Source organism: Maricaulis salignorans (assembly GCF_900103475.1).
Lineage (GTDB): Bacteria > Pseudomonadota > Alphaproteobacteria > Caulobacterales > Maricaulaceae > Maricaulis > Maricaulis salignorans.
Genome location: NZ_FNHG01000002.1, coordinates 139889 through 163301, shown reverse-complemented (window position 1 = coordinate 163301; position 23413 = coordinate 139889). Strand labels below are relative to the sequence as shown.

The following is a 23413-nucleotide window of genomic DNA, read 5'->3' as shown; positions in this document are numbered from 1 at the left end:
GATCAATCGGATTCCTCATAAGGGTGAGCGCGGGTTTCGATCAGGGCGCGAGCCAGCCGCAAGGGCGTTGCCGGGGCCAGCCCGCCGCCGATAAAGGGTGTCGATGATATCTGTGCGAAGGCCAGGCCGGTCTCGCCAACGCCCAGCACAGCGCCCAGCCGGCGCGCGCAGTCCAGCTTGACCGGAATACAGCGGCTTGCGCCGATCGACGCGAAGAGCGAGGCCGCATCCTCGGCATCTTCCGGCGTCAGGCCGGCATCGAAAACATAGACGATCTCGGCCTCGCTGGAATCGGCAAAGGCGAGCGTCATGTCCAGATCGTCGAGCTCGAACGGGTTGACGGCCGGGCTGTCGATCAGCGCCGGTCCATCGAATTCGCGCATCGCATCAGCCAGTTCGCGCGGGTCGTCGACAGCGATGAAGCTGGCGCCCATCTTTTGCGCCAGGGCTTGCAGGCGCGCATCGGCACCGGCGCGCTCGCCATCGCAGGAAATCAGGGTCGGGACCGAGCCGGCGGCAATCGATCGCGCTGCGGTCTTGGCCAGGGCCGATGTCTTGCCAACGCCAGGCGTGCCGGCAAACAGGACAGCATGTTCAGGAATCGCGGGCAGGGGCTGGAAGGCGTAACGGGCTTCAATCGCGTGAGCCAGGCGACCAACCGCGTGGCCATCGGCAAAATCCTGTGCCGCCTTGATCAGGGACTGGGCTGCGACGCCGGGCGTGCGGTGAAAGCCGAGAGCCCGGATGACCTGGTCGAGATGCTCGTCCTCGAGGTCACCGCGAGCGATCTCGGCGGCGTCCGCAAGGCGCTGGGTGCGCTCCAGCACCGGCTCGACGGGGTCGGGCCGGTAGGCCATTTCGCTCGCGGCCCGCACCTGGACGCCGCCATTGGGTCCGTCCGATGTGGCGATGATGACAGCTTCTGCGCCCATCTCCCGGCGGACGTCCGCCATGGCTTGAGTCAGAGTCTGGGCTGCAAAGGTTTTCAAACGCATCGAGGGTCACTACCGGGTCAATTGTTGGTCGGTCAGCCGACATGCCCCAAGGTTTTCAGACGTGCGCTCGGGTGGATCTCGTTCTGCGACATCACCACCGTTTGCGGGCGGAAACGTTCCACCAGCGAACGCACATACGGACGAATCACGGGGCTCGTCAGCAGTACAGGTACATGACCCTGTGCTGATGCGGTTTCAAAAGAGTTTCTAACTGCAGCGACAAACTCATGAAGTTTCGACGGTGCGAGGGCCAGCTGTTTGCGCTCGCCTTCGCCGATCAGAGCTTCCAGGAAGGCCTGTTCCCATTGTGGGGCAAGGGCGAGCACCGGCAGATTGCCATTGGGCGCCTTGTTGCTGTGACAAATCTGGCGCGCCAGCCGGCTGCGGACATGTTCGACGATCGGCTCGATGCGGTTGGTGGTGCCACTTGATTCGGCAATGCCCTCGATAATCGTCGCCAGGTCGCGAATCGAAACGCGTTCGCGAATCAGCGACTGCAGCACGCGCTGGATACCGGCGCGGCTGATTTGCGACGGGGCGATATCGTCGACCAGTTTGCGGTGCTCCTTGGAGAGCTTTTCGATCAACTTCTCGACTTCGGCATAGGACAGCAGATCCGACATGTTGTCGCGCAGCAACTCGGTCAGATGGGTGACCAGAACGGCGGCGGGTTCGACAATCGTGTAGCCGCGGAAGGAGGCTTCCTCGCGCAGGTTTTCGTCGATCCAGGTCGCGGGAAGGCCGAAGGCCGGTTCCTTGACATGTTCGCCGGGCAGCTCGATCTGCAGGCCGGCCGGATCCATCACCAGAAGCTTCTGGAGTTGCAGCATGCCACGGCCCGCTTCGAGCTCCTTGATTCGGATGGCGTATTCCAGATTGCCCAATTGCATGTTGTCGACAATGCGAACCGCCGGCGTGATGAAACCCATTTCCTCGGCGAGCGAGCGGCGCAGGGCCTTGATCTGGTCGGTGAGTTTGCGGCCATCGACATCATTGATCAGCGGCAACAGGCCATAGCCCAACTCGATCTTGAGCTCGTCCATTGCCAGGCTGTCCTCGATTGGCGCTTCGCTGCTCTTCGGCGTATGCGCCTCGACTTCGGCCGCGTTCTCGGCCTCCTTCTCTGCCGCCTTGCGTTCGACAATGTCGCGGTTGAACCAGGCGAGCGCGCCGGTACCTGCGGCCATCAGGGCGAAGGGGATAAAGGGCATGCCCGGCAGAACGCCGATGATGAAGGTCGCCGCCGAAACCAGGCCAAGCCCGGCGGGGTTGGCGACCATCTGGCCGAACAGGGCCTTGTCGGCCTGGCCGTCGACGCCGGCCTTGGAGACCAGGAGGCCCGCAGCGACCGAGATGATCAGGGCCGGGATCTGGGACACCAGGCCATCGCCGATTGTCAGGCTGGAATAGGTGCCGGCGGCCTCGGCGAACGGCATGCCCGACTGGGCCACGCCGATGATGATTCCGCCGACCAGATTGATGCCGGTGATCATCAGGCCGGCCATGGCATCGCCGCGGACGAATTTCGAGGCACCGTCCATGGCGCCGAAGAAATTGCTCTCGCCTTCAAGATCCTTGCGGCGCTGGCGCGCTTCATTCTCGGTAATCAGTCCGGACGACAAGTCGGCATCGATCGCCATCTGCTTGCCCGGCATGGAATCAAGGGTGAAGCGGGCCGCGACTTCCGCGATCCGGCCCGAACCCTTGGTGATGACGACGAAATTCACGATCACGAGGATGGCGAACACGATCACGCCGATCACGACATTGCCCTGCATCACGAAGGCGCCAAAGGCCTGGATGACCTCGCCGGCGGCATCTGTGCCCTCGGCCCCCTTCGAGAGGATCAGCCGGGTCGAGGCGATGTTGAGACCCAGGCGCAGGAGGGTGGTGATCAGTAGCACGGCCGGGAAGGCCGAAAATTCAAGCGGTCGTTTGATAAACAGCGCCGTCATCAGCACCAGGACTGCGATCGAGATCGAGATCGCCAGGGCCAGGTCGAGCAGCATGCTCGGCATCGGCAGGATCAGCATCACAAGGATGCCGAGAATGCCGACGGCCAGGGCGACATCGCCCTTCAGAATCCGGTTCAGGAAGGCCTGTGGATCGAAGGCGCCGCTCTTGGGGCCTAACGAGCCGGAGGCTGAAGTATCGACCAAGACTTATCCAATCACGCGACAGAAGCGCCCATTGCGGGCTGGTTGGGCTGGGGAACCGTGACGCCTTGCTCGGTATAGAGTTTGAGCTTGTTGCGCAGGGTGCGGATCGAGATGCCAAGAATATTGGCGGCATGAGTGCGATTGCCCAGGCAATGGTCCAGCGTGTCGAGGATCAGATCCTGCTCGACCTCGGCCACGGTCATGCCGACCATGACGCGCTGGGCGGCATTGGCCGCATCGGAGGCCTGGCGCACGGCGGTATTGCCCGAGCCGGAGAAGACCGAACCGTCCGGCATGCGGATGGCATCGGGGCTGATTTCCCGGCCGGTCGCAAGCAGGACAGCCCGGTGCATGGCGTTCTCCAGCTCACGCACATTGCCCGTCCATTCGCGGGCGACGAGGTGAGCCTTGGACGCTTCGGAAAGCGGCAGCGGCTCAACCTGGTTCGCCGCAGCATATTTGCGGATGAAGTGTTCGGACAGGGCGAGAATATCGGCCGGGCGTTCGCGCAGGGGCGGCAACGCCAGATTGACGACATTCAGGCGGAACAGCAAATCCTCGCGGAACGAACCGTCAGCGACGGCCTTGCGCAGATCGCGGTTCGAGGTTGCCAGTATGCGGATATTGACCTTGACCGGCTTGGTGCCGCCAACCCGGTCGATTTCACGTTCCTGGATCGCGCGCAGGAGCTTGGCCTGCAGCCGGGTATCCATTTCCGAGATCTCGTCGAGCAGCAGCGTGCCGCCATCGGCTTCCTCGAATTTACCGATCCGGCGGGCGACGGCGCCGGTGAAGGCACCCTTTTCATGGCCGAACAGTTCGGATTCGAGCAGATTTTCCGGAATCGCGGCGCAATTGACCGAGATGAAGGGGGCACCGGCACGCTTGGACTTGGCATGGACATGGCGTGCCATGACCTCCTTGCCCGAGCCGCTTTCGCCCGTGATCAGCACCGAGGCATCGGAACCGGCAATCCGGTCGGCCAGGGTGATGACGGTCTGCATCGACGGATCGCGGGCGATCATCGGGCGTTCGTCATCGGAGATCGCCTCGAGGATGGCAGCGATCAGCTCGGCGTCGGGTGGCAGGGGAATGAATTCCTTGGCGCCGGCGCGGATCGCGGCCGCAGCTGCCTCTGGACGGACATTGACGCCGCACACGACGACCGGAACGATGATGCGCTCGGCCTCATTCGCCGCGATCAACGCCTGCACGTCGAGCGAGAGATCGACCATGATGAGGTCGGCCCCGCGGCCGGCGCGCAAATGCGACGTGGCTTGCTGGATCGTGTCGACCTGCGACACGGAGGCGCCGCGATCAATCGCGATTTTGGTGGCGGTGTGTAATTGCCCACCGAGGCTTCCGACGATCAGGACTCGCATAATGTCCGCTCCATTGTGTTCATTGTCTCAAGCTGCCGCTTACGCAGCATCCCCGTCCTTGATGATTTCAGTCATGGTGACGCCAAGCCGGTCGTCGACGACGACGACTTCGCCGCGCGCGACGAGGCGATTATTGACGTAGATGTCGATGGCTTCGCCGATCTTGCGGTCGAGTTCGACCACGGATCCGGCGGTCAGCTTGAGCAGGGAATTGACGTCGATCTGCGCCTTGCCCAACACCGCCGAGATATTCACCGGAACATCGAAAACCGGGGCGAGATCGGCGGCGCTCTTGGCGGCTTCATCGATCATGCCTTCGCGCGGCTGCTGGTCTTCGACCGGGACGGGTGTTGCGTCCTTCTCGAGCTCTGGCAGGTCGAAATTCGTATTATCAGGCATGGTCAGCCTCCTTATGCCGCAGACGCGTTGACGGCCGGGTCGGCCGCCGCGTCTGTCGCGGATTCTTCCTGGGATGCGGCAGCGAGCCAACGCGCCACGACTTCGCCCAACCGGGCGTCGATTTCTTCGGCCGAGCGTTCGATCGCACCCGTCGCCCATTCGAGGCGAACATCGGCGCCGCTCATTTCGGCATTGCCGCGCACCCGGATCGCACCTTCAAAGCCCAGATCGCGCGCCGTGCGCTCCAGCCGTTCAGCCAGATCCTCGACCAGTTCCGGCGCGCAGCGCACTGAAAGTCTTGGCTCGTCGCGCAAATCCTGCACGGCTTCCGCTGTGAGCTGTTCGATCGTGTCGATCGGATAGGCGTTCAGCGCTTCGCCGGCGATCTTGCGGGCTGCGGCGAGTGCCAGCTGCGTGGCGCCGGCCCGAAGGGCGGCCGACTCATCGGCCAGGCGTGACAGGATGATCTGCATTTGCGCGCCGATTGTCTGCAGGGACTCCGCGCAGCGGCCTTCTTCCATCTCACGGCCTTCCTCGACGCCCCACATGCGCGCAGAGTCGATGTCGTCCTGGGTGAAGAAACGCTTATAGCTCTCACCATCACGCAGGATCTGGCCGTCGTGATCGAACTCGGTGTCGAAATCAAATTTCGTCGGGCTCATGGTCTCGGCCATCCTCAATAAATCAGTTCGTCATCGGCGCCGCCATCGGCGAGAAGGATCTCGCCCTTGGCAGCCAGGTCTTTGGCGAGCGCGACAATGCCCTGCTGGGCGGTGTCGACATCCTTCAGGCGGACCGGGCCAAGCGCCGCCATGTCTTCGCGCATGATTTTGGCGGCCCGCTCCGACATGTTGGAGAAGAAGAGATCGCGCAGACTGTCGGAAGCGCCCTTCATGGCAAGGCCCATCTGGTCCTTGTCGATAGCACGCATCAGGGTCTGGATTCCGCCCGGATCGAGCTTGGAGAGATCCTCGAACACGAACATCAGCGACCGGATCTTCTCGGCGCTGTCACGATTGCGTTCTTCCAGCGCCGCCAGGAAACGGTTCTCGGTCTGGCGGTCGAAATTATTGAAGATGCTGGCCATCATCTCATGGCTGTCATGCTTGGAAGTCCGCGCCAGATTGGACATGAATTCATTGCGCAGTGTCTCCTCGATCTTGTCGAGAATTTCGCGCTGGACCGGCTCCATGCGCAGCATGCGCGTGACGACTTCCAGGGCGAAATCTTCGGGCAGTGAGCCCAGCACGCGCGCGGCGTGTTCGGCCTTGACCTTGGAGAGCACGACGGAGACCGTCTGCGGGTACTCATTCTTGAGATAGTTGGCGAGAACGACTTCATTCACATTGCCAAGCTTGTCCCACATGGTCCGGCCGGCGGGACCACGCAGCTCTTCCATGATCGTGTCGACTTTTTCGCCGGGCAGGAATGAGCCCAGCAGGCGCTGTGTCGCTTCGAACGAGCCCATCAGCGATCCGGTCGAGGACATCTGGCCGACGAAGTCGACGATCAGTTTCTCGACGGCGGCGGCTGTTACGGTGCCGAGATTGGACATCGCCGACGAGACTTCGCGGATTTCCTCTTCGTCGAGATGGTTCCACAGGCCGTGATCATCCTCGCCCAGGGCGAGCAGGATTACGGCGGCCTTTTCCGGGCCGGTCATCTTGCCGGGGTCTTCTATCGCTCTGCTGCGGTCAATGGCCATCATCAACCCTCATGGAGCCAGGTGCGAAGGATCGAGATCGATTCTTCGGGGTGAGACTCAACAATGCTGGCGACCTTCTTCACCGAGGAGGCTTTGACCTGGCCGTCAATCTTGGAAATATCGATGCCGTCATCGGCCACCGCGGCAGCCCCGCCGGACGGATTCGTGCCGGCCAGTGCCATGGGGGCAGCGGCGTTGTCGATGCGAGGGGCGCCGCCACCGCCGGTCGCGCCCGCGAGCGCCAGACCGGCCGGCATGGCGCTGCCGCCGGCGCCCTTGATGAGCGGACGGGCCACGAGGAAAATGACGAGCAGGGCGGTAATGAACATCACGGCGATTTCCGCAACGCGCATGATATCACTCTTGCTGAAGCTCAAGCCGGATGCTGCAGGCGTGCCCAGCAATGGATCAGCCCGGGCGAATTCCATCTGTGAAACCGTCACCGAGTCCTGGCGGCCGCCGACTTCGTTGACATAGCCCATCGCCGAGCGGACGAGTGCCTCGATGCGGTCGATCTCGTCCTGTGACCGTTCGCGCCACTGCACGGTGCCGTCTGGCTGGGTCTCGACGATGCCGTCAACCGCGACGGCGACCGAGAGGCGCTCAATGCCGCCCGCTTCGGTAATCTGGGTGCGGGTTGTGCTCGACATCGCATAACTGACGACGTCGTTCGAGATTTCGCGATTGGAGGTCGCACCGGCTGCGGCGCCGGCACCGGATTCCGCGTCGGGAAGGTTTTCCGAGGCGGAGACGCGGTTACTGTTGGCGCCGTCCTGGTCGATGCTGGTCTCGCTGCGGCGGTCGCGAGACTGAACAACGGCGCCGTCCGGATCGTAGGTTTCCGAGCTTTCCGTGACGCTCTGCCGGTTGAGTTCTGCGGTCACCTGGACGCGGGCAGCGCCGACCCCGACAACGCCCTCGACGAGGTCGAGAATATTCTGGCGCAGCTGGCCTTCAATGCCGCTCTGGCGCTCGTCCATCATGATGCTGACGGCCGAGCCTTCGCCGCCGGTGCCGGCCAGCTGGCGGCCGCGATCATCGGCGAGGGACACGTGGTTGGATTCGATGCCGGCACCGCTGGCGACGATATTGCGGATGACGCGAACCTGTTCGCTGTTGAGTTGACCATTGGTGCTGATGGTCACTGCGGCGGTCGGTGCCTGTTGATCACGGGCAAACAGCCGGCGTTCGGGCAGGTTGAGGTGGACGCGGGCTGCGGAGACGAAGGCCATCGACTGGATCGTGCGGGCCAGCTCGCCTTCGAGGGCGCGCTTGGCGTTGAGATTCTGCACGAAGCTGGTCTGGCCGAAAGAGTCTTCGCGGTCGAAGATCTCGTAACCGACCGAGGCACCACTCAGCGGGCCGCCGGATGCGACCCGGACGCGGGCCTCATCAACCTGGTCGCGCGGCACATAGATAGCGGTGCCGCCTTCCTTGATTTCGTATTCGACATTGGCCTGGTCGAGCAATTGGGCGGCCGAGGCTGCCGCAGCCGGGTCGAGGCCGGAATAGAGCAGCGATTGCGAGCCGGCACCGACATTGCCGGAGAAATAGACGAGCGCAGCGGCCACGCCGGCCGCGAGGCCGAAAATGGCTGCCAGACGGCCGATGCCGAAAGCTCTGAATTGATCGAGAAGCGCGTTCACGAGTTATCCTGCCTGTTCGATTGCACGCATCTTGTGCGAACCACTGGGCAGAATTTTCCTACCTACCTCGTAAACGAGGCCTTAATGCCGGAACATAGGAGATGCATCCGGTCCGGGAGGGCAGGTGAGACAGGTGAGTTTTTTTATGTCGCAGACATGAAAAGGGCGACCCCGGGGGGATGGGGTCGCCATTCTTTCAAGGATTGTCGCGATTTCGCGCTATCGGTAGTGCTGCAAACGAGTCGTTCGCAGGCCGGCGAGGCCGTGCTTGTCGATCGACCGTTGCCAGCCGAGAAACTCCTCGACGGTGAGCGTATATCGCTCACAAGCCTCGTCCAGCGACAGCAAACCACCGCGAACTGCGGCGACCACTTCGGCCTTGCGTCGAACGACCCAGCGCTGAGCTCCCGGATTGGGGAGGTCTGCGAGAGTGAGCGGGCTACCATCCGGCCCAATTACGTAGTTTTCTTTTTTTTGAAGGCGCGGCTGCATGTCCGGTCCCCGTTCGTTTGTTTGTTTGTAGGATCAACATAGGGGAGGGGTTTTAACATCGGCCTAAGCCACTGGGTAAATTTGCCTTTAACGTCTCCAGTAAAATACGCTCATATAAATTGACCGCTTTGCGCATAAAAAGACGGGCCCCGCTGGAATGGCGGAGCCCGTCATTTATTCACCGCTGTCTGGCGGTTTAACGCTTCATTCTGATTGCTTCATCGAGCATCTCGTCTGCCGTCGTGATGATCTTGGACGAGGCCGAATAGGCGCGCTGCGTGATGATCAGATTGGTGAATTCTGTCGCCAGATCCACATTGGAACTCTCCAGGGTCGCGGCGGCGAGATTGCCGGCAGAACCGACACCGGCGGTATTGAGTGTGTAATTGCCGCTGTCGCGCGTAACGCCATAGGCGCCGCCGCCCAGCGCTTCCAGACCGTCGGCATTGGCAAAGGTCGCGACCGGGACCTGGTAGATCTTCTTGACGATACCATTGGTGAACTTGGCGTAGACCATGCCGCTGGCATCGATATCCACCCCGGAGAAATCCCCGAACGGTGTCCCGTTGACCGAAGTCGCAGCCAGGGCGCTCTGGCTGTCAAACTGGGTCAGGCCACCCGCGCTGCTGGGGCCGCCAAGAGCCATATCAATGGTCTGGGCGCTAATGCCCTCGGCTGCAGCCCACTGAACGCTGGTCGCACCGAGCGGTGCGGCATTGTTCGAGGACAGGAAGCTGAGCGTGCTGGGGACGGTGCTGTTCGCGGCGTCGAAATTGCCATTCGAGTCAAAGGCGATGATCCCGGTGGCGATCTGGCCATCGACCAGGCCGGCCCCTGTGGTGACTTCCGTGGCCGGGCTGACATGCAGCTCGGCATGCCACTGGTTTGGTGTCGAGGATTTCAGCATCGACAGGGTGATGGTGTGCACACCGCCCTGGGAATCATAGATCGGGATGCCGAATTCAACATCTGCTGTGACCGCCCCGGAGGACATATTCGTCCCGGACACGCCCGCGGCATAGGTGGCCTCGGCCGCGGCAACTGCCTGGCTCGCCTGCAGATTTGCGCTCAGGCCAACCTCTGTGGTGGCCTCGGCGGCGCCGCCGACGGAAACCGGGTTGATGATTTCCAGCGAACTCAGGTCCGACGGGTCAGCATTAATGGTTCCGTCAGCCTGGACCGGCCAGCCGGCGAGGTAGAGGCCGGCGGAATTCTGCAGATAGCCGTTGGCGTCCGGATGGAAGCTGCCGGCGCGGGTAAAGGCGACCGGGTCGGTCGTGGTGAAGCCCCGCGTGTTTTCGCTGACCACGAAAAAGCCGTCGCCGGAGACCGCAAGGTCGGTCGGCGAGCTGCCTGGCGACAGCAAGCCACTCTGGCTAATCTGCAGCTTGGTGGAACTCATGATCCCGCCAGCCGCAAAATGTTGCGACGTGCCCTGGGAACGGTAGAGCGGGGTGAAAACGGCAGATGCGCGTTTGTAGCCGACCGTATTCACATTGGCGATATTGTCGGAAATTGCTGCGAGAGCGCTTGAATTGGCGATCAGGCCGGACGCGCCGGCGATCATTGCGGAATTGATGCTCACGATAAGCTCCTTGTTGGTGTTTGTTTTTGGAGCGTTCTGCCGTCTTGTGAGGCCGGTTCGCCTTTCTGGCGGTCCGGATCAGACCTGTGGCCTGCTTATGGCTGCTATTGTTCTTCCTGAAGTGCGAGGACCGAGGAGAGGGGAACATTCACCCCGCCCATTTCCACAATCACTTCGGATCCCGAAAGGTCGATGCCTGTGACCCGGGCGGAGGCCCGGATTTCGGCTGTGATTTCGGCACCATTCTGTGCGGCGGCATTGATTTCAAGCGTGTAGACTCCGTCTGGAGCGGTGCTGCCGGACAAGGTCTGGCCGTCCCAGCTGAAGTCATGCTGGCCGGTCGTGGTTTCCCCGGTCGTGCGGTACACGATCCGGTCGCTGGAATCCCGGATCGTCAGATCGGCAGCATTGGCGTTTTCCGGCAATTGATACTGCCAGGTCGCGGCACCGTCTTGCAGGCGGCTCTCCGGGGTCAATGCGGTGGCGACACGTCCAATATAGCCGACCGATGAGGTCTGGGCCGCGGCCGACTGGACGATCAGGAGGCTTTCCAGATTCTGGTTCTGGGCGATCTGCTGCTCGACGCCGGAGAAGGAGACGAGCTGATCGACGAATTGTGTCGCATCGAGCGGATCGAGCGGATCCTGATTCTTCATCTGCGCGGTGAGCAGGTTGAGAAACATCTCGTAATTATCGGCAAGGCTGGTCCGGCTGTTCTCAAGCTGCGGACTTGAGTCGGTTACCGAATTGATTGCGCTTGGCATTTTGTTTCTCCTAAACTCTGAGGTCGACGCCGTCGCGCCGCGACAGACTGAATCCGTATGCGTCGGCCGGCCCCGGGATGATTTCGGCGGCGAGCGCCTGCGCGCTGTCCTCATCCAGTCCATAGACATTGAAATGGCTGCCCTGCTCGGACTCGGCGGATTCCTGTTCGCCGCCGCCCTCGCTGAGCTCGAACGTCAGCCCGTCTTCTTCGAGCTCAAGCCCCGCATCATTGAGTGCGCGTTCCAGATCGCGCGTCGAACGTTGCATTTCGGCCAGTGTGTCGCCGCGTTCGACCGTCAAGGTGGCGTGCACGCGGTTGTTCGCGCTGAGCTCCAGACGGATGTCGACGCGGCCCAGCTCGGCCGGATCCAGCCGGATCCCGAATACGCGCGAACCATTGGCAAAGCGCTGCGATATCTGGCCAGCCAGATGGTTTGCCGCGTGTGGTGTGAATCGCGACGGCTGACCGGTGCCGGCCTCTGCGGCTCCGCGAGATGCGGTACGCGCCGCGACTGATGCAGGGTCCGTCATTGTCGTCATCGCCGGATCCGAGCTGACGCCCGAAACGCGGACGGCATCGGTGGCGAGGGCCGGGGCCGGGACCGTGGTCGGTGGAGGTGCAGATGGCGGCAGCTCGCGGCTTGTGGCTGCGATGTCGGGTCGTGAGGCGGTCGTGCTGGCGGCGCCGGGCTGTGGCTGCACCGCTGCGCCATTGGCCTGGCTCTTGCCACCTGCCGGGCTCGCGCCATTGGCGGCTGATTTTCCCTTGCTGCGGCCGGCGGCCATATTGCCGTCGCGCTCATCCACGCCCTGGCGCGCTTGCGCGAAACGTCCCGCAGGCGTGCTGGCCGCGACGGCCGCCTGGGCAGTCTCTCCTGCCTGCGACGGGGTCGGGCCGGGCGCTGCAGGACTTGCTGCCGGGGCCGAAGCTGTCGGGTTCGCTGGCGGGGTTGTGGGGGCCGCCGCAGCAGGGGCTGCCGGTGCCGGGCTGGACGGGGATAGCACGGCCATGACCGGCGGCTTCGCAGTCTTGCCTGCAGGCGCGCTGGCGACAGTGGCACCCGATACAGAATTCGCGGTGCCGGCCGATGAGTCAGAAGTTTCGGCTGATTTGCCTGTGGCGCCCGCATCAAGGCTTTTGGCGGTCGCCGGCTTGTCCCCGGCCTGGCTCGCCACAGCCGGCAAGCTTGTTTCGGCCGCGGCCGCGCCTGGAATAACGGGGGCACTGGCTGTGCTGTTGCTGTTCGTGGTGGCCGTATTTGCGGCCGCCTGTTGTGTGGCGTTGCCGGCCGTCGCCGCCGCCGCAGGGGCGGGGGCCGGTGTTCCGGACGCAGGAGAATTTTGGCCTGGACCCGTTTCGCTGGTCACGGGCGGGTTTGCGGTCGTTTGTGTCTGGGCGTTGGCCGCACCGGCGGCGTTGATCGTGGCCGCAGCGTTGGTCGTGGCCGCAACGGGGGCAGTGTGGCTCTGCGTTGCCGGCGTCCCTGTGGCCGCCGCCGCGGGGCGCGCGCCGGACCGGATATCGCCGACAAATTCCGGCCCGCCCTGATTTGGCGACCCGCCGGTCGAGGCGAGGTGAAGGATATCGGGGGCCGCTGAATGGCCGGGGTTTGCGGTCTCCTGCCTCGCCGGGTTCGGCTGGCTGCCCGGCGTTGCGCCCTGGACCGCCGCGCTATCCGTTGAGGGGGCAGCTGGATTCGTCGAGGGCGCAGCTGGCTCGGCGATGGGAGCCGTCTTGCCACTGCCCGCTTCGGTGCCCGCAGTTTTACCCGCGGATGCACTTGCCACACCGGGGGACTGACCGCCGGATGGGGTGTCACCGCCGGCGCTGTCATCGGCCACAGTCTGGCCCTGCCCCTGGGTTTGTGGCCGGACCGGTGCTGCGGGCGGTGTCGACTGGCCGACCATAGCGTCGAAGGCTGACGGCGCCGCGGCGCCATCAATCCCGTCCGTGTTTGCCCGTCCGCCATCACTACGCGCGGACGCACCCCGGGATGCGGCCGTTGCCGCAGTCGTCGCGGTGAATTCTGCGCCTGGAACAATCATCGGCATGGTCAAACTAATCCACTCGTTTGGCACACAATGCGTGCCGTGTCGGAGAAGTGGGTCGCAAGCATCATGCCAGAGGGGGTGAGTGTTACCCCGTTGATTTAACGTATTAATTTCTGGGTAAGACAGGTAAATGACGACGTCGGCCCGGCTGATTATGCCCGGTGGTGGGTTGAAGCTGCCGGGCAGGGCCGCATGACCATGCCGCAGGACGACGGAGGGGTTTCGCCGCGATCAGGCCGGGCTTTTGGACGCCTTCTGAGGGCGCGCGCCGACTTGGCCCGAGCCTTGCGATTAACCCTGTAGGACATCCATCAGGCTCGGATGTCGGAAAGACGCGAATTCGTATGAATATCGAAGCAAAAACAGGTTGTTGTAGGCCGAATTCGGCTGCCGGTCAGGGCATGCAGATCCCGTTCGGGCTCGGCAAGCCTTGCCGGAGTGTCGGCAGTTTTGACCATCCGGGCTTCATTTTCTGCGATGTTTCGAGGATGGCATCATGTCGCTGAACGGTATTATCGGTAGCGCCCTGTCGGGCTTGTCTGCGAGCCAGGCCGGTCTCAATTCGGCCGCCAACAACGTCGCCAATGTCAACACGCCGGGCTATGCGCGCACCGAAGCTGTGCTGCAGGCCCTCAATGTTGGCGGTGTCGCCATGGGCGTGCAGGTCGCGGGCATTTCGCGGATTGCCGATGTCTATCTCCAGGCAGCCTCGATCCGCGCCATCAGCGCCGGTGAGGCGGCGAGGGTCCAGGCCGACGGACTGGACAAGGTGCAATCCCAATTCGGAAAACTCGACGATGAAGGTTCGATGTTTGCGCGGCTGAGCCGCGCTTTCTCCAGCCTGTCCCAGGCCAGTGTTGATCCGTCTCAATCGGTTGCCCGTCTGTCCGCAGCGGCTGATTTGCAGGCCTTTTTCGATGAAACCAACCGGCTTTCCCTGATGATTGGCGATCAGCGCAAGGATGCCGACGCCCAGATCCAGGCCGCCGTTCAACGCACGAACGAGATCCTCAGTGAACTCAGCGGGCTCAATGCCAGTGCTCAGAGTGTGAGCGTGGCCGGCGGTGACACGTCAGGCATCGCCAACCGGCAATCGGAATTGCTCGATGAACTCTCGGGCTATGTCGACATCCGCACCGAGACCAAGGCGGGCGGACGGCTCGTCATTCGTACCGGTGACGGTGTCGCCCTGGTCGAAACCGGGGTGACGCAGCTCGAATATACCCCGACGGGAAGCGGTGCCTACGGCGTTTCCTACGGCCAGATTTTAGTGCAGCCGCCCAATGGTGCCGAGGCGAGGGAGTTGAGTGGCCATATACAGAGCGGCAAATTGTTTGGCTTGCTCGACTTGCGCGACCGGATCTTGCCGGAGATCGCCGATGAACTGGCTGAATTGACGGCCGGCGCTGCCGACGCGCTCAACCTGGCGCACAATAACTCCGCTTCCTATCCGGCACCGCAGAGTCTGACCGGTCGCAATACCGGGCTGGTTGCCGCGGATCTGCACAGCTTTACCGGGGCGACAACGCTGGCTGTGACCGCAGCTTCCGGTACTCTGGTAAAGCGTGTCGATATTGATTTTGACGCCGGCACGCTCAGTGTCGATGGCGGCGCTGCTGTCGCGATTGGCACGACGGTTGGCAGCCTGACGACAGCGATCAATACAGCCCTGGGCGGCGATGGCTCGGCAACCTTTGCCAATGGCGTCCTGACCCTGGCGGCAAGCACGGCCGGAAACGGTGTCGCGACGCTGGAAGACGCGACCACGCCAAGCGATCGCGCCGGCCGCGGATTTTCACACTTCTTCGGTCTCAATGACCTGGTTTCCTCGAGCCGACCGGGCTTTTTCGAAACCGGCCTTTCGGCGGCGGATGCGCATCAGTTTACCACCGGTACGTCCCTGAGTTTCCAGATCACGACGCCGGATGGACGGCCCTCCGGCACGATCGATATACCGATGGTGACCGGGCAGACGGTTGGCGATGCGGTGACGGCGCTGAACAATACCACCACCGGGCTTGGCCGCTACGCCACATTCACACTGGACAGTGACGGCAAGCTGAGCTCGGTTCCAAAAACCGGGTATGACGGCTTCGACCTCAACCTGACCGGCGATGACACCAGCCGGTCCGGCACCGGCGTGTCCTTCTCGCAGCTCTTCGGCATCGGCCTGGCTGCAACGGCGGGACGCTCCGAGGTCTTCTCGGTCAATAATGCGATCCGGTCCGATTCATCGAAACTGGCCCTTGGACAGCTGAATCTCGATGCAGCCACAGTGGCCGGCGACCTGGTGCTGACCTCCGGTGATGCGCGCGGCGGGCAGTTGCTGCAATCAGCGATGACGTCGACGCGCAGTTTTGATGCGGCCGGGTCGATCAATGCCGCCAATTCCAGCCTGCAGGATTATGCTGCCCGGCTGGCCGGCAGTGTGGGATCCCGTGCGGCTCGCGCCGAGAGCGAAGCCGCCTCCGCCGATGTTCTGCGGACCACGGCGCAAACCAAGCGCTCGAATGTGGAAGGCGTCAGCCTCGATGAGGAATTGGCCGCAATGACGCTCTATCAGCAGTCCTATAACGCCTCGGCGAGAATGCTGCAGGCGGCGAAGGAAATGACCGACACCCTTATGAGTATTGTCTAGGAAGTGATTGACCCATGACGCGGATATCGACTTTTGGCGCTTCGCAATCGGCCCTCCTGGACCTGATGCGCGCGCAGCAATCCCTGTTCCAGGCCCAGCAGGAGCTCAGTACCGGCAAAAAGGGTGCTGATCTCAAAGGTGTTGGCTATCAGGCCGAGACCATTGCCGCGAGCCGCGGGGCCCTGGCCCGTTCCGAGGCCTTTGAAGAGGCGGCTGTCCGTTCGGGCATCCGTCTCGATGCGCAGAATGTCGCGCTGGAGCGTCTGTCCTCCTCGGCCGGTGAATTGCGTTCGGCGATGACGTCGCAGAATGGCGCCTTCATCATGCAGGAGATCTCCGACGCCTTCTACGGCGCCGTGAATGCCTTGAATACCCAACATCTGGGCGCCTATATGTTTGGCGGCACGCGTGATGATACCAAGCCGATGGCAATCAGCACACTGGCAGAGCTCGCAGCCTTGCCGACGGTCGACGATGCCTTTCAGAACAATGATCTCGAACCGACCGTGCGGATTGACCAGAATACCGAGGTGACCGTCGGGCGCCTGGCCAGTGATGTCGCGACCGATATCATGGCCTCCTTCAAGCGCATCGCCGAGTTCGAGGCGGGGCCGAATGGACCCTTCGTCGATCCGATGACCGAGGTCCAACAAGCCTTCATCGTCGGCGAATTGCAGAATATCGTGGCAGCCCAGGACGGAATTATCTCCGTGGTCGGGATGAATGGCGTGATGCAGGCGCAGATCGAAAGCTCGCAGCAAAGCCAGAAGGACCGGCAGGACTTCCTCACCGGTATGATCAGCGATATCGAGGATGTCGACATGGCCGAGGCCGCGACCAAATTCCAGACGGCGCAAAACGTGCTCGACGTCTCGGCGAAGACTTTTGCCTCGCTGACACAGGTTTCACTTCTCAACTTTTTGCGGTAAGCCAAGCCCAACTTCAACCGTTTGCTGCGGGCCTTGACCCCGCTGGAGGCGAATATGACGAACACCGATTCCGGTCGCGCGATGGCGCGTGCCGATGACCTTCTCAACGAATTTGGCCTCGCCGGCGATCCGCTCGGCCTGGGCGGCAATCCCGCCGATCACCGCGTCGTCGTGGCGATGTCCGGCGGGGTGGATTCTTCCGTCACTGCGGCTGTGCTCCACCGGGCCGGCTATGATGTCGTCGGCGTGACGCTGCAGCTCTATGATCATGGCGCCGCGATCCAGAAGAAGGGCGCCTGCTGCGCCGGCCAGGATATCTATGACGCCAAGCGCGTCGCCGAGGAATGCGGCTTTCCCCATTACGTCCTCAATTATGAGAGCCGTTTCCGCGAGGCGGTGATCGAGGAGTTTGCCGACACCTATCTGGCCGGCTTCACGCCGATTCCCTGTGTGCGCTGCAATCAGACCGTCAAATTCGCCGACCTGCTGACCACCGCGCGCGAGCTCGGGGCTGTCTGCATGGCGACGGGCCATTATATCCAGCGCGTCGAAGGGCCGAAGGGGGCGCAATTGCGCCGGGCCCACGACGCCGGCAAGGATCAGTCCTATTTCCTGTTCGCGACGACGCATGAACAGCTCGATTTCCTGCGCTTCCCGCTCGGCCATCTCGACAAGGACCAGACGCGCCGGCTCGCCGAGGCCTTCGGCCTGATCGTCGCCGACAAACCGGACAGCCAGGACATCTGCTTCGTGCCCCAGGGCCGCTATGTCGATATCGTCGAAAAGGTGCGCCCCGGCGTCTCGCGCCCCGGCGAGATCGTCCATGTCGATGGCACTGTTCTGGGCCGACATGAAGGTGTGATCCATTACACGGTCGGCCAGCGCCGCGGTCTCAAGATCGCGATCGGTGATCCGCTCTATGTCGTCAAGCTCGATGCCGCCACGGCCCGGGTCGTGGTCGGGCCGCGCGAGGCTTTGGCGGTTGATCGCATTACGCTGAAAGACATCAACTGGCTCGGCGATGAAGCCCTGGCAGACGGCGTTCCCGTGCGGGTGAAAGTGCGCTCGACGCGCCCGCCGGTGGATGCGGCCTTTTCCGTCGATGGTGATGAGATCGCTGTCGTCCTGCCGGGCGGCGAAGAGGGTGTGGCACCCGGCCAGGCCTGTGTTTTCTATTCGGCCGAGGATGATGGCCGGGTTCTCGGCGGCGGCTGGATCGCGAAGACGAGTGCGAGTGGGGCGGCGACAACGGCGGCCGCGAGCGGGTATCGGCTGATATGACGTGGTGGGGACCGATTTACCTGACGCTCTTGGCGATCCTTCTCGGTGGTAGTGCCATCTGGCTTGCGCTCATTGATCTGGGACTCAGACGGTCGGTGGGGCCTCATTGGTTCCGGCTTGGCTTGATATATGCGGGAGTGCTCGGATGGGCGGTCATGATTGGTGCCGGGACGATGCTGGTATTTGCGGGCGTCTGGCCGGAAACTTGGACATTTCCTGACCCGAATATTTCTCTGGACGGAATAAGATTGGAGCAGAAAACGCCAGGAAGGCTGGTCGCGGTATTGAATGTTGTCGTCTGTTTTTTCCTTTGGCCGCGATTCGCCCGCTGGGCTCGGAAGCGGCTGACCGGTCGAGGTTACGATCCTGACGGCCTTTGGCGATGGCGCGGTCGCCAGCCCCGTTATTGGCGGCAGGCGCGGGTATCGGCGGATCGGATAATAGCGAAAACGGCGCAATTTGTGTTATCCTTCGCTGTAAGGTCACTGATCGGAGGTGCTCATGAATGTCTCAATCGGAAAGCGCTGGGAGCTGTTCGTCGAAGAACAGGTCAAGCAGGGCCGCTACACATCCCAGAGCGAGGTCGTGCGCGAGGGCCTGCGCCTGGTCGAGGAGCGTGAGGCCAAGCTGGCGGAGTTGCGGGCCTCCTTGCTGGCCGCGATCAATGATGAGCGCCGTTACACGATCGAGGAGGCGGAGGCTCATCTCGCCGCGACCTTCGATGAGCTGAAGTCCGGAGCGCAGTGAGGTGTTCCAGCTGGTGCTGACCCGCCCGGCGCTGGACGATCTCGATCATATTGCACGGTACATTTACACCGAGACGGGAAGCATCGCCGCCGCCCAGGGCTTTCTCGAAAAGCTCTTGGCTCGGTCACGTTCGATGGCGGCTTCGCCCTTTGAACTCGGACGTCCTCGCGAAGAGCTCGGGCCGGGCATCCGCAGCAGTGTTGTGGGCAATTATCTCATCATGACGCGGTATCAGGGCGATGTACTTCTCGTGCTGCGCTATGTCGAAGGTCATCGCGCTCTGGCGCACCTGCTCGACGAGCCCCCCGATCCCTGACCCCGCCAGCCCGGTAATGGTCACCGGTTGATCGGGTAGGTGTCACGCCCGCTGGGGCCAACCCATTCGCGGAGCATCGGGATTTGTGCTACCCGGTCGAATTCCTGCCCTGGCGGGACTGGCTATCAATCTGACCGAGTATCTGCCCGCGATGGACAAGCTTTCCGTCATGCACGCCTACCGCCGCATCGTCGAGCGCGGCAATTTCGCCCGCGCGGCGGAGGATCTCGGCGTTTCGCCGGCGCTCCTGAGCCGCGAGATCAAGCTGCTCGAGGAAAGCCTTGGCAGTGTCCTGCTCACGCGCACGACCCGCTCCATGTCGCTGACCGATGCCGGCCGGCTCTATTATGACGAGGCGATCAGCATTCTCGACGCCGTGACCAAGGTCGAGACGCGCATTCGCGAGGGCGCCGGTGCCGTGCGCGGCCATCTCAAGGTCAACGCCCCGGCCTCCTTCGGCCAGACGGTCATTGCCCCCATGCTTCCGGACTTTCGCGACAGCTATCCGGATCTCTCGCTCACCCTATCGCTCGATGACCGTGTGGTCGACATGGTCGAGGGCGGGTTTGATGTGTCGATCCGCATCCGCGCCGCCCTGCCGGACTCGGCGCTGGTGGCACGCAAGCTCGGCACGGTGCGGCAGAGGATTTTCGCGGCCCCCGCCTATCTCGAACGGGCCGGCCATCCGAAGGTGCCGCAAGACATCGCGCAACACGCGGTGATCGGCTTCCTGCTTGCGGACCATCTCACCTCCTGGACACTGCACGGGCCTTCGGGCACGGACACAGTCGAACTCGACCCCAAGCTCCGGGTTGGCAACAGTCTCGTGCTGCGCGACCTGCTGATCGCGGGGCAGGGCATCGGCACCCTGCCGGACTTTGTCTCGAACGCCCCCGAAGCGCGCGGCGAGCTTGTTCGGGTTTTGCCGGATTGGGAACTTCCCGCCCCGGACATCTTCGCCGTGACGTCCTCGCGACTCGGCATGGACGCGAAAGTGACGGCGTTTCTCGACCAGCTGCGGGCAGCCCTGCGGTCCTGAGATTATTCAACCAGCGTAAACAATGAAGTGAAAGCGGGCCGGTTATTCCCCTCCGGCCCCCGCTGCATCTTCCCGGGCATGTCAAACCTGCCAGGGAGATCCCGATGCAGACCCCGATCCTATTGCCCCTCGCCCTGGGCCTGGCCCTGTCCCTTCCGGCCGCCATCGCCGAAATGCCGGCCACGGTCGGCACCAGCCCCTGGGGCCCGGACGATCAGCTCGGCGCGCTCAATCTGATGACGGAGCGCTCGCGCGCCTCCATCCTGTCCCGGATTACCGGAGGCACCGTTTACGACCTGTCCGTTGAGTATTTCATCGGCATGCCAGGATGGCACGCCGCCGGCGATCCCCGATATCAGATATGGATGACTCACACGCCGCGCGGGACGGTGAATGACGACCCCTTGCAGGTGGGCGAGGCGGCCAATGACCATGTCAGCTACACCGGCTCGGCGGTCTCGATGTACACCCACACCGGGACCCATATCGACGCGCTGAATCATTTCGGCCTCGATGGAGAGATCTACAATCATTTCAGCGCCGACGAACATCTCGGCGATACGGGCTGGCAGGTGACGGGTGCCGAAACCATCCCGCCGATCGTGGCGCGGGGCGTGATGATCGATGTCGCCGCCTTCAAGGGCGTCGACATGCTGCCCGCGGGCTATCGTGTGACCCGCGCGGATCTCGAGGGCGCACTGGCGCGCCAGGGCGTCGCGCTTCACACCGGTGATGTCGTGCTGATCCGCACCGGGCGCATGGCGCTCTATGCCCACGCCAACCGATATATGGACAACCCGCCGGGCCTCGGGCTCGAGGCCGCCCGCTTTCTCGCCGAAGAGTCACGCGCCATGATCGTCGGGGCCGACAATCTGAGCTTCGAGGCCTTCCCGTCCGAGATCGACGGCAATTACGTTCCCGTCCACACCTATCTACTGGCGCAGATGGGCGTTCCGATCATGGAGCTGGTCAATCTCGAAGGCCTCGCCGAGGCGCGCCGCTACGAGTTCGCCTTCATCGGCGCCTCCCTGAAGCTGCGCGGCGCCGATGCCGCGCCCCTGCGTCCGATCGCGCTGCCGATCCACTGATCCCCGAAACAAAAAGGCTCGTTCTGATGACCCGGATTCTTGTCCTCTATTATTCCAGCTATGGCCATGTGCGCACCCTGGCTCAGGCCGAAGCCGATGGCGCTCACAGCGTGCCTGGCACTCATGTCGATCTGCGCCGCGTCCCCGAAACCGTCCCCGAGGAAATCCGGCGCAAGGCGGGCTTCATCGCTGACGACACACTGCTTGCGACGCCCGCTGACCTCGAAACCTATGACGGCATTATTCTCGGCACGCCGACCATGTTTGGCATGATGGCCGGGCAGATGAAGTCCTTTCTCGACCAGGCCGGCGGGCTGTGGGCGCGCAACGCGCTGGTCGGCAAGGTCGCGGCGGTTTTCGCCTCCACCGGCTCGCAGCACGGCGGTCACGAAGCAACCCTGCTCTCCACCCAGATCCCGCTCCAGCATTTCGGCATGCTGATTGCCGGCATGCCCTACACCTTCGCCGGACAGACCACGGCGGACGGGATTATAGGGGGCGCGCCCTATGGCGCGGGGACGATCGCCGGAGCCGATGGTTCGCGCGCGCCATCACGGATCGACCTCGCCGGTGCCCGCTTCCAGGGCGCTCATGTCGCCCGGATTGCCGCACGCCTGGCCGGTGCCAATCTGAAGGAGGCCGCGGCGTGACGGCCGCCCTCACCATCGATTTCTTCCACGACGTGGTGTGTTGCTGGTGTTTCAACATCTCGTCGCGAATGCGCTGCCTGGCGGCCGAGTTTGGGCTCGATATCCGGCATCGCACCTTCGTCCTGCAGGCGAGCCGTGGCGAGATGGCCGCGCGCTGGGGGGCGCCGGGTCAGGCCCGCGAGATCATTCTCGGGCACTGGTCGGCCTGCCGCCAGGCGAGTGACCGGCCGGAGCTCGTTGACATCGAGGCGATGCGAAAGGCCCCGTTCGACTATCCCCACGGGATGACGGCGGCGCTGGGATGCAAGGCAGCCGAACGGCTCGGCGGGCCGGGCGCCCATTGGGACCTGTTTGACCGCCTCCAGCGCGCGCATCTCGCCGAGGCCCGCAATATCGCCGACCCTGCCACCGTGCTCCAGCTTGCCCGCGAGAGCGGCCTGGAGTCGGGGGGCTTCGCCCGCTTCCTCAGCGACCCGGCTACCGCCTGCGCTGTCGAGGCCGACCGCCAGCTCGCCCGCGCACAGCAGGTCCGCTCCGTCCCGGCCCTTATCATCCGCGAGACTGGCAGCCGCCTCGCCAACGGATCGCGCGATGTACTGGCGGTGCAGCTGCGTCACGCGCTGCGCTGAACCCTGACCCGGAGATGTGGCCCATGTCACGCACCAGAGATATTCTACTGACAGCGCTGGCCCCTGCAGTCTGGGGCAGCAGCTATCTCGTCACGACCGAGCTCATGCCGGCCAGCTACCCCGTGACCATCGCGGCATTGCGCGCCCTGCCGGCGGGTCTTTTGCTGTTGGCCGTCACACGCAGCCTGCCGCCGCGCGCCTGGCTCGGGCGGGTCTTCCTGCTGGGCAGTTTCAACTTCGCGCTCTTCTGGGTGCTGCTCTTTGTCGCCGCCTACCGCCTGCCCGGCGGGGTCGCCGCGACGCTGGGATCGCTGCAGGCGATGATGGTCATCCTCATGGCGCGCGGCTGGCTCGGTACACCGGTGCGGGCGGGGGCCGTTGCTGCGGCGGCGAGCGGCATTCTCGGGGTTGCCTTCCTGCTCATCGGCCCGGACGCGACGCTCGATCCGGTCGGGATCGCGGCGGGGGTGGGCGGTGCGGCATCCATGGCAGCCGGCACCGTGCTGAGCCGGAAATGGCAGCCGCCTGTCCCGGCGCTCAGTTTCACCGCCTGGCAGCTCACTGCCGGGGGGCTGGTGCTGCTGCCGCTGGCCCTCATCCTGGAGCCGCCGCTGCCACCGCTCACCCTCGCCAATCTCGGCGGTCTGGCCTGGCTTTGCCTGGTTGGCGCCGCGGCGACCTATGCGATCTGGTTTCGCGGTCTCGCCCGACTTGACCCTGGCGCGGTATCCATGCTCGCAATGATGAGCCCTGTGATGGCGGTCATCCTCGGCTGGGCGGTGCTGGGCCAGTCGCTGTCACTGTTGCAGGGGCTTGGCGCAGCCATCGTCCTCGGCTCGGTCTGGGCCGGCCAGCGTGCCAATAACCCCGGCCCGGTGTGCACAGTTTCAACCCCGGCAAAGCCCGCCTGACCAGC

21 protein-coding genes are annotated in these 23413 nt (G+C 63.5%); 10 read left to right on the top strand and 11 right to left on the bottom strand.

Annotation, left to right across the window (positions count from 1 at the left end; genetic code table 11):
* Positions 1 to 2: 2 nt before the first annotated feature.
* From BLT42_RS02605 to BLT42_RS14935, 11 genes are all read right to left on the bottom strand, one after another.
* Positions 3 to 953, bottom strand: coding sequence for a flagellar biosynthesis protein FlhF (locus tag BLT42_RS02605; RefSeq protein WP_233342270.1), 951 nt, complete (start codon positions 951 to 953; stop codon positions 3 to 5).
* 74 nt (positions 954 to 1027) lie between these two features.
* On the bottom strand, positions 1028 to 3154 hold the full coding sequence (gene flhA, locus BLT42_RS02600; protein ID WP_091766342.1) for a flagellar biosynthesis protein FlhA: 2127 nt from the start codon (positions 3152 to 3154) through the stop codon (positions 1028 to 1030).
* A gap of 11 nt (positions 3155 to 3165) precedes the next feature.
* Positions 3166 to 4536: a sigma-54-dependent transcriptional regulator FlbD gene (gene flbD, locus BLT42_RS02595; protein ID WP_091766339.1), complete on the bottom strand. Its 1371-nt coding sequence runs from the start codon at positions 4534 to 4536 to the stop codon at positions 3166 to 3168.
* A 39-nt stretch (positions 4537 to 4575) separates the two neighbouring features.
* Positions 4576 to 4935 carry a flagellar motor switch protein FliN gene (gene fliN / locus BLT42_RS02590; RefSeq protein ID WP_091766336.1) on the bottom strand — a complete coding sequence of 120 codons (360 nt, stop codon included), beginning with the start codon at positions 4933 to 4935 and terminating at the stop codon, positions 4576 to 4578.
* 11 nt (positions 4936 to 4946) lie between these two features.
* Entirely contained in the window at positions 4947 to 5597 is a 651-nt protein-coding gene (locus BLT42_RS02585; RefSeq protein ID WP_176780218.1) for a FliH/SctL family protein, read from the bottom strand.
* Between the two features lie 14 nt (positions 5598 to 5611).
* On the bottom strand, positions 5612 to 6598 hold the full coding sequence (gene fliG / locus BLT42_RS02580) for a flagellar motor switch protein FliG (protein WP_407657273.1): 987 nt from the start codon (positions 6596 to 6598) through the stop codon (positions 5612 to 5614).
* A gap of 44 nt (positions 6599 to 6642) precedes the next feature.
* Positions 6643 to 8286: a flagellar basal-body MS-ring/collar protein FliF gene (gene fliF, locus BLT42_RS02575; protein WP_091766330.1), complete on the bottom strand. Its 1644-nt coding sequence runs from the start codon at positions 8284 to 8286 to the stop codon at positions 6643 to 6645.
* 219 nt (positions 8287 to 8505) lie between these two features.
* Positions 8506 to 8778 (bottom strand): CtrA inhibitor SciP, encoded by a 273-nt coding sequence (gene sciP, locus BLT42_RS02570; protein ID WP_091766327.1) that lies wholly within the window; start codon positions 8776 to 8778, stop codon positions 8506 to 8508.
* Positions 8779 to 8974: 196 nt separating this feature from the next.
* Positions 8975 to 10363, bottom strand: coding sequence for a flagellar hook protein FlgE (locus BLT42_RS02565; protein ID WP_091766323.1), 1389 nt, complete (start codon positions 10361 to 10363; stop codon positions 8975 to 8977).
* A gap of 104 nt (positions 10364 to 10467) precedes the next feature.
* Positions 10468 to 11127 carry a flagellar hook assembly protein FlgD gene (locus BLT42_RS02560; protein WP_176780217.1) on the bottom strand — a complete coding sequence of 220 codons (660 nt, stop codon included), beginning with the start codon at positions 11125 to 11127 and terminating at the stop codon, positions 10468 to 10470.
* 10 nt (positions 11128 to 11137) lie between these two features.
* Positions 11138 to 12139: a flagellar hook-length control protein FliK gene (locus BLT42_RS14935; RefSeq protein ID WP_143024020.1), complete on the bottom strand. Its 1002-nt coding sequence runs from the start codon at positions 12137 to 12139 to the stop codon at positions 11138 to 11140.
* A gap of 1537 nt (positions 12140 to 13676) precedes the next feature.
* Between BLT42_RS14935 and flgK the strand changes: the two genes are divergently transcribed.
* From flgK to BLT42_RS02505, 10 genes are all read left to right on the top strand, one after another.
* Positions 13677 to 15818, top strand: coding sequence for a flagellar hook-associated protein FlgK (gene flgK / locus BLT42_RS02550; protein WP_091766315.1), 2142 nt, complete (start codon positions 13677 to 13679; stop codon positions 15816 to 15818).
* A gap of 14 nt (positions 15819 to 15832) precedes the next feature.
* Positions 15833 to 16747: a flagellin gene (locus tag BLT42_RS02545; RefSeq protein ID WP_091766312.1), complete on the top strand. Its 915-nt coding sequence runs from the start codon at positions 15833 to 15835 to the stop codon at positions 16745 to 16747.
* Between the two features lie 54 nt (positions 16748 to 16801).
* Complete coding sequence (gene mnmA / locus BLT42_RS02540; protein WP_091766876.1) at positions 16802 to 18028, top strand: tRNA 2-thiouridine(34) synthase MnmA; 1227 nt, start codon at positions 16802 to 16804, stop codon at positions 18026 to 18028.
* A 501-nt stretch (positions 18029 to 18529) separates the two neighbouring features.
* Positions 18530 to 18775 carry a type II toxin-antitoxin system ParD family antitoxin gene (locus tag BLT42_RS02535; RefSeq protein WP_091766309.1) on the top strand — a complete coding sequence of 82 codons (246 nt, stop codon included), beginning with the start codon at positions 18530 to 18532 and terminating at the stop codon, positions 18773 to 18775.
* Between the two features lies 1 nt (position 18776).
* Positions 18777 to 19091 (top strand): type II toxin-antitoxin system RelE/ParE family toxin, encoded by a 315-nt coding sequence (locus tag BLT42_RS02530; RefSeq protein ID WP_091766306.1) that lies wholly within the window; start codon positions 18777 to 18779, stop codon positions 19089 to 19091.
* 85 nt (positions 19092 to 19176) lie between these two features.
* Positions 19177 to 20130, top strand: a complete 954-nt coding sequence (locus BLT42_RS02525; RefSeq protein ID WP_233342268.1) for a LysR family transcriptional regulator — start codon at positions 19177 to 19179, stop codon at positions 20128 to 20130.
* A gap of 104 nt (positions 20131 to 20234) precedes the next feature.
* Complete coding sequence (locus BLT42_RS02520) at positions 20235 to 21218, top strand: cyclase family protein (protein ID WP_091766300.1); 984 nt, start codon at positions 20235 to 20237, stop codon at positions 21216 to 21218.
* Positions 21219 to 21244: 26 nt separating this feature from the next.
* Entirely contained in the window at positions 21245 to 21868 is a 624-nt protein-coding gene (gene wrbA / locus BLT42_RS02515) for an NAD(P)H:quinone oxidoreductase (protein WP_091766297.1), read from the top strand.
* Positions 21865 to 22497 carry a DsbA family oxidoreductase gene (locus BLT42_RS02510; protein ID WP_233342267.1) on the top strand — a complete coding sequence of 211 codons (633 nt, stop codon included), beginning with the start codon at positions 21865 to 21867 and terminating at the stop codon, positions 22495 to 22497. The genes wrbA and BLT42_RS02510 overlap by 4 nt, the downstream gene beginning before the upstream one ends.
* 23 nt (positions 22498 to 22520) lie before the next feature.
* The gene (locus BLT42_RS02505; RefSeq protein WP_091766294.1) at positions 22521 to 23408 is read left to right on the top strand and encodes an EamA family transporter; all 888 of its coding nucleotides are present in this window, start codon (positions 22521 to 22523) and stop codon (positions 23406 to 23408) included.
* Positions 23409 to 23413 lie beyond the last annotated feature (5 nt).

Coding starts and splice junctions, on each gene's coding strand:
- BLT42_RS02520 (WP_091766300.1), top strand. CDS start 20,235: ATGCAGACCCCGATCCTATTGCCCCTCGCCCTGGGCCTGGCCCTGTCC.
- flgK (WP_091766315.1), top strand. CDS start 13,677: ATGTCGCTGAACGGTATTATCGGTAGCGCCCTGTCGGGCTTGTCTGCG.
- fliG (WP_407657273.1), bottom strand. CDS start 6,598: ATGACCGGCCCGGAAAAGGCCGCCGTAATCCTGCTCGCCCTGGGCGAG.
- fliN (WP_091766336.1), bottom strand. CDS start 4,935: ATGCCTGATAATACGAATTTCGACCTGCCAGAGCTCGAGAAGGACGCA.
- BLT42_RS02605 (WP_233342270.1), bottom strand. CDS start 953: ATGGCGGACGTCCGCCGGGAGATGGGCGCAGAAGCTGTCATCATCGCC.
- wrbA (WP_091766297.1), top strand. CDS start 21,245: ATGACCCGGATTCTTGTCCTCTATTATTCCAGCTATGGCCATGTGCGC.
- BLT42_RS02535 (WP_091766309.1), top strand. CDS start 18,530: ATGAATGTCTCAATCGGAAAGCGCTGGGAGCTGTTCGTCGAAGAACAG.
- mnmA (WP_091766876.1), top strand. CDS start 16,802: ATGACGAACACCGATTCCGGTCGCGCGATGGCGCGTGCCGATGACCTT.
- BLT42_RS02585 (WP_176780218.1), bottom strand. CDS start 5,597: ATGAGCCCGACGAAATTTGATTTCGACACCGAGTTCGATCACGACGGC.
- BLT42_RS02560 (WP_176780217.1), bottom strand. CDS start 11,127: ATGCCAAGCGCAATCAATTCGGTAACCGACTCAAGTCCGCAGCTTGAG.
- flbD (WP_091766339.1), bottom strand. CDS start 4,536: ATGCGAGTCCTGATCGTCGGAAGCCTCGGTGGGCAATTACACACCGCC.
- BLT42_RS14935 (WP_143024020.1), bottom strand. CDS start 12,139: ATGGCCGTGCTATCCCCGTCCAGCCCGGCACCGGCAGCCCCTGCTGCG.
- BLT42_RS02545 (WP_091766312.1), top strand. CDS start 15,833: ATGACGCGGATATCGACTTTTGGCGCTTCGCAATCGGCCCTCCTGGAC.
- BLT42_RS02505 (WP_091766294.1), top strand. CDS start 22,521: ATGTCACGCACCAGAGATATTCTACTGACAGCGCTGGCCCCTGCAGTC.
- sciP (WP_091766327.1), bottom strand. CDS start 8,778: ATGCAGCCGCGCCTTCAAAAAAAAGAAAACTACGTAATTGGGCCGGAT.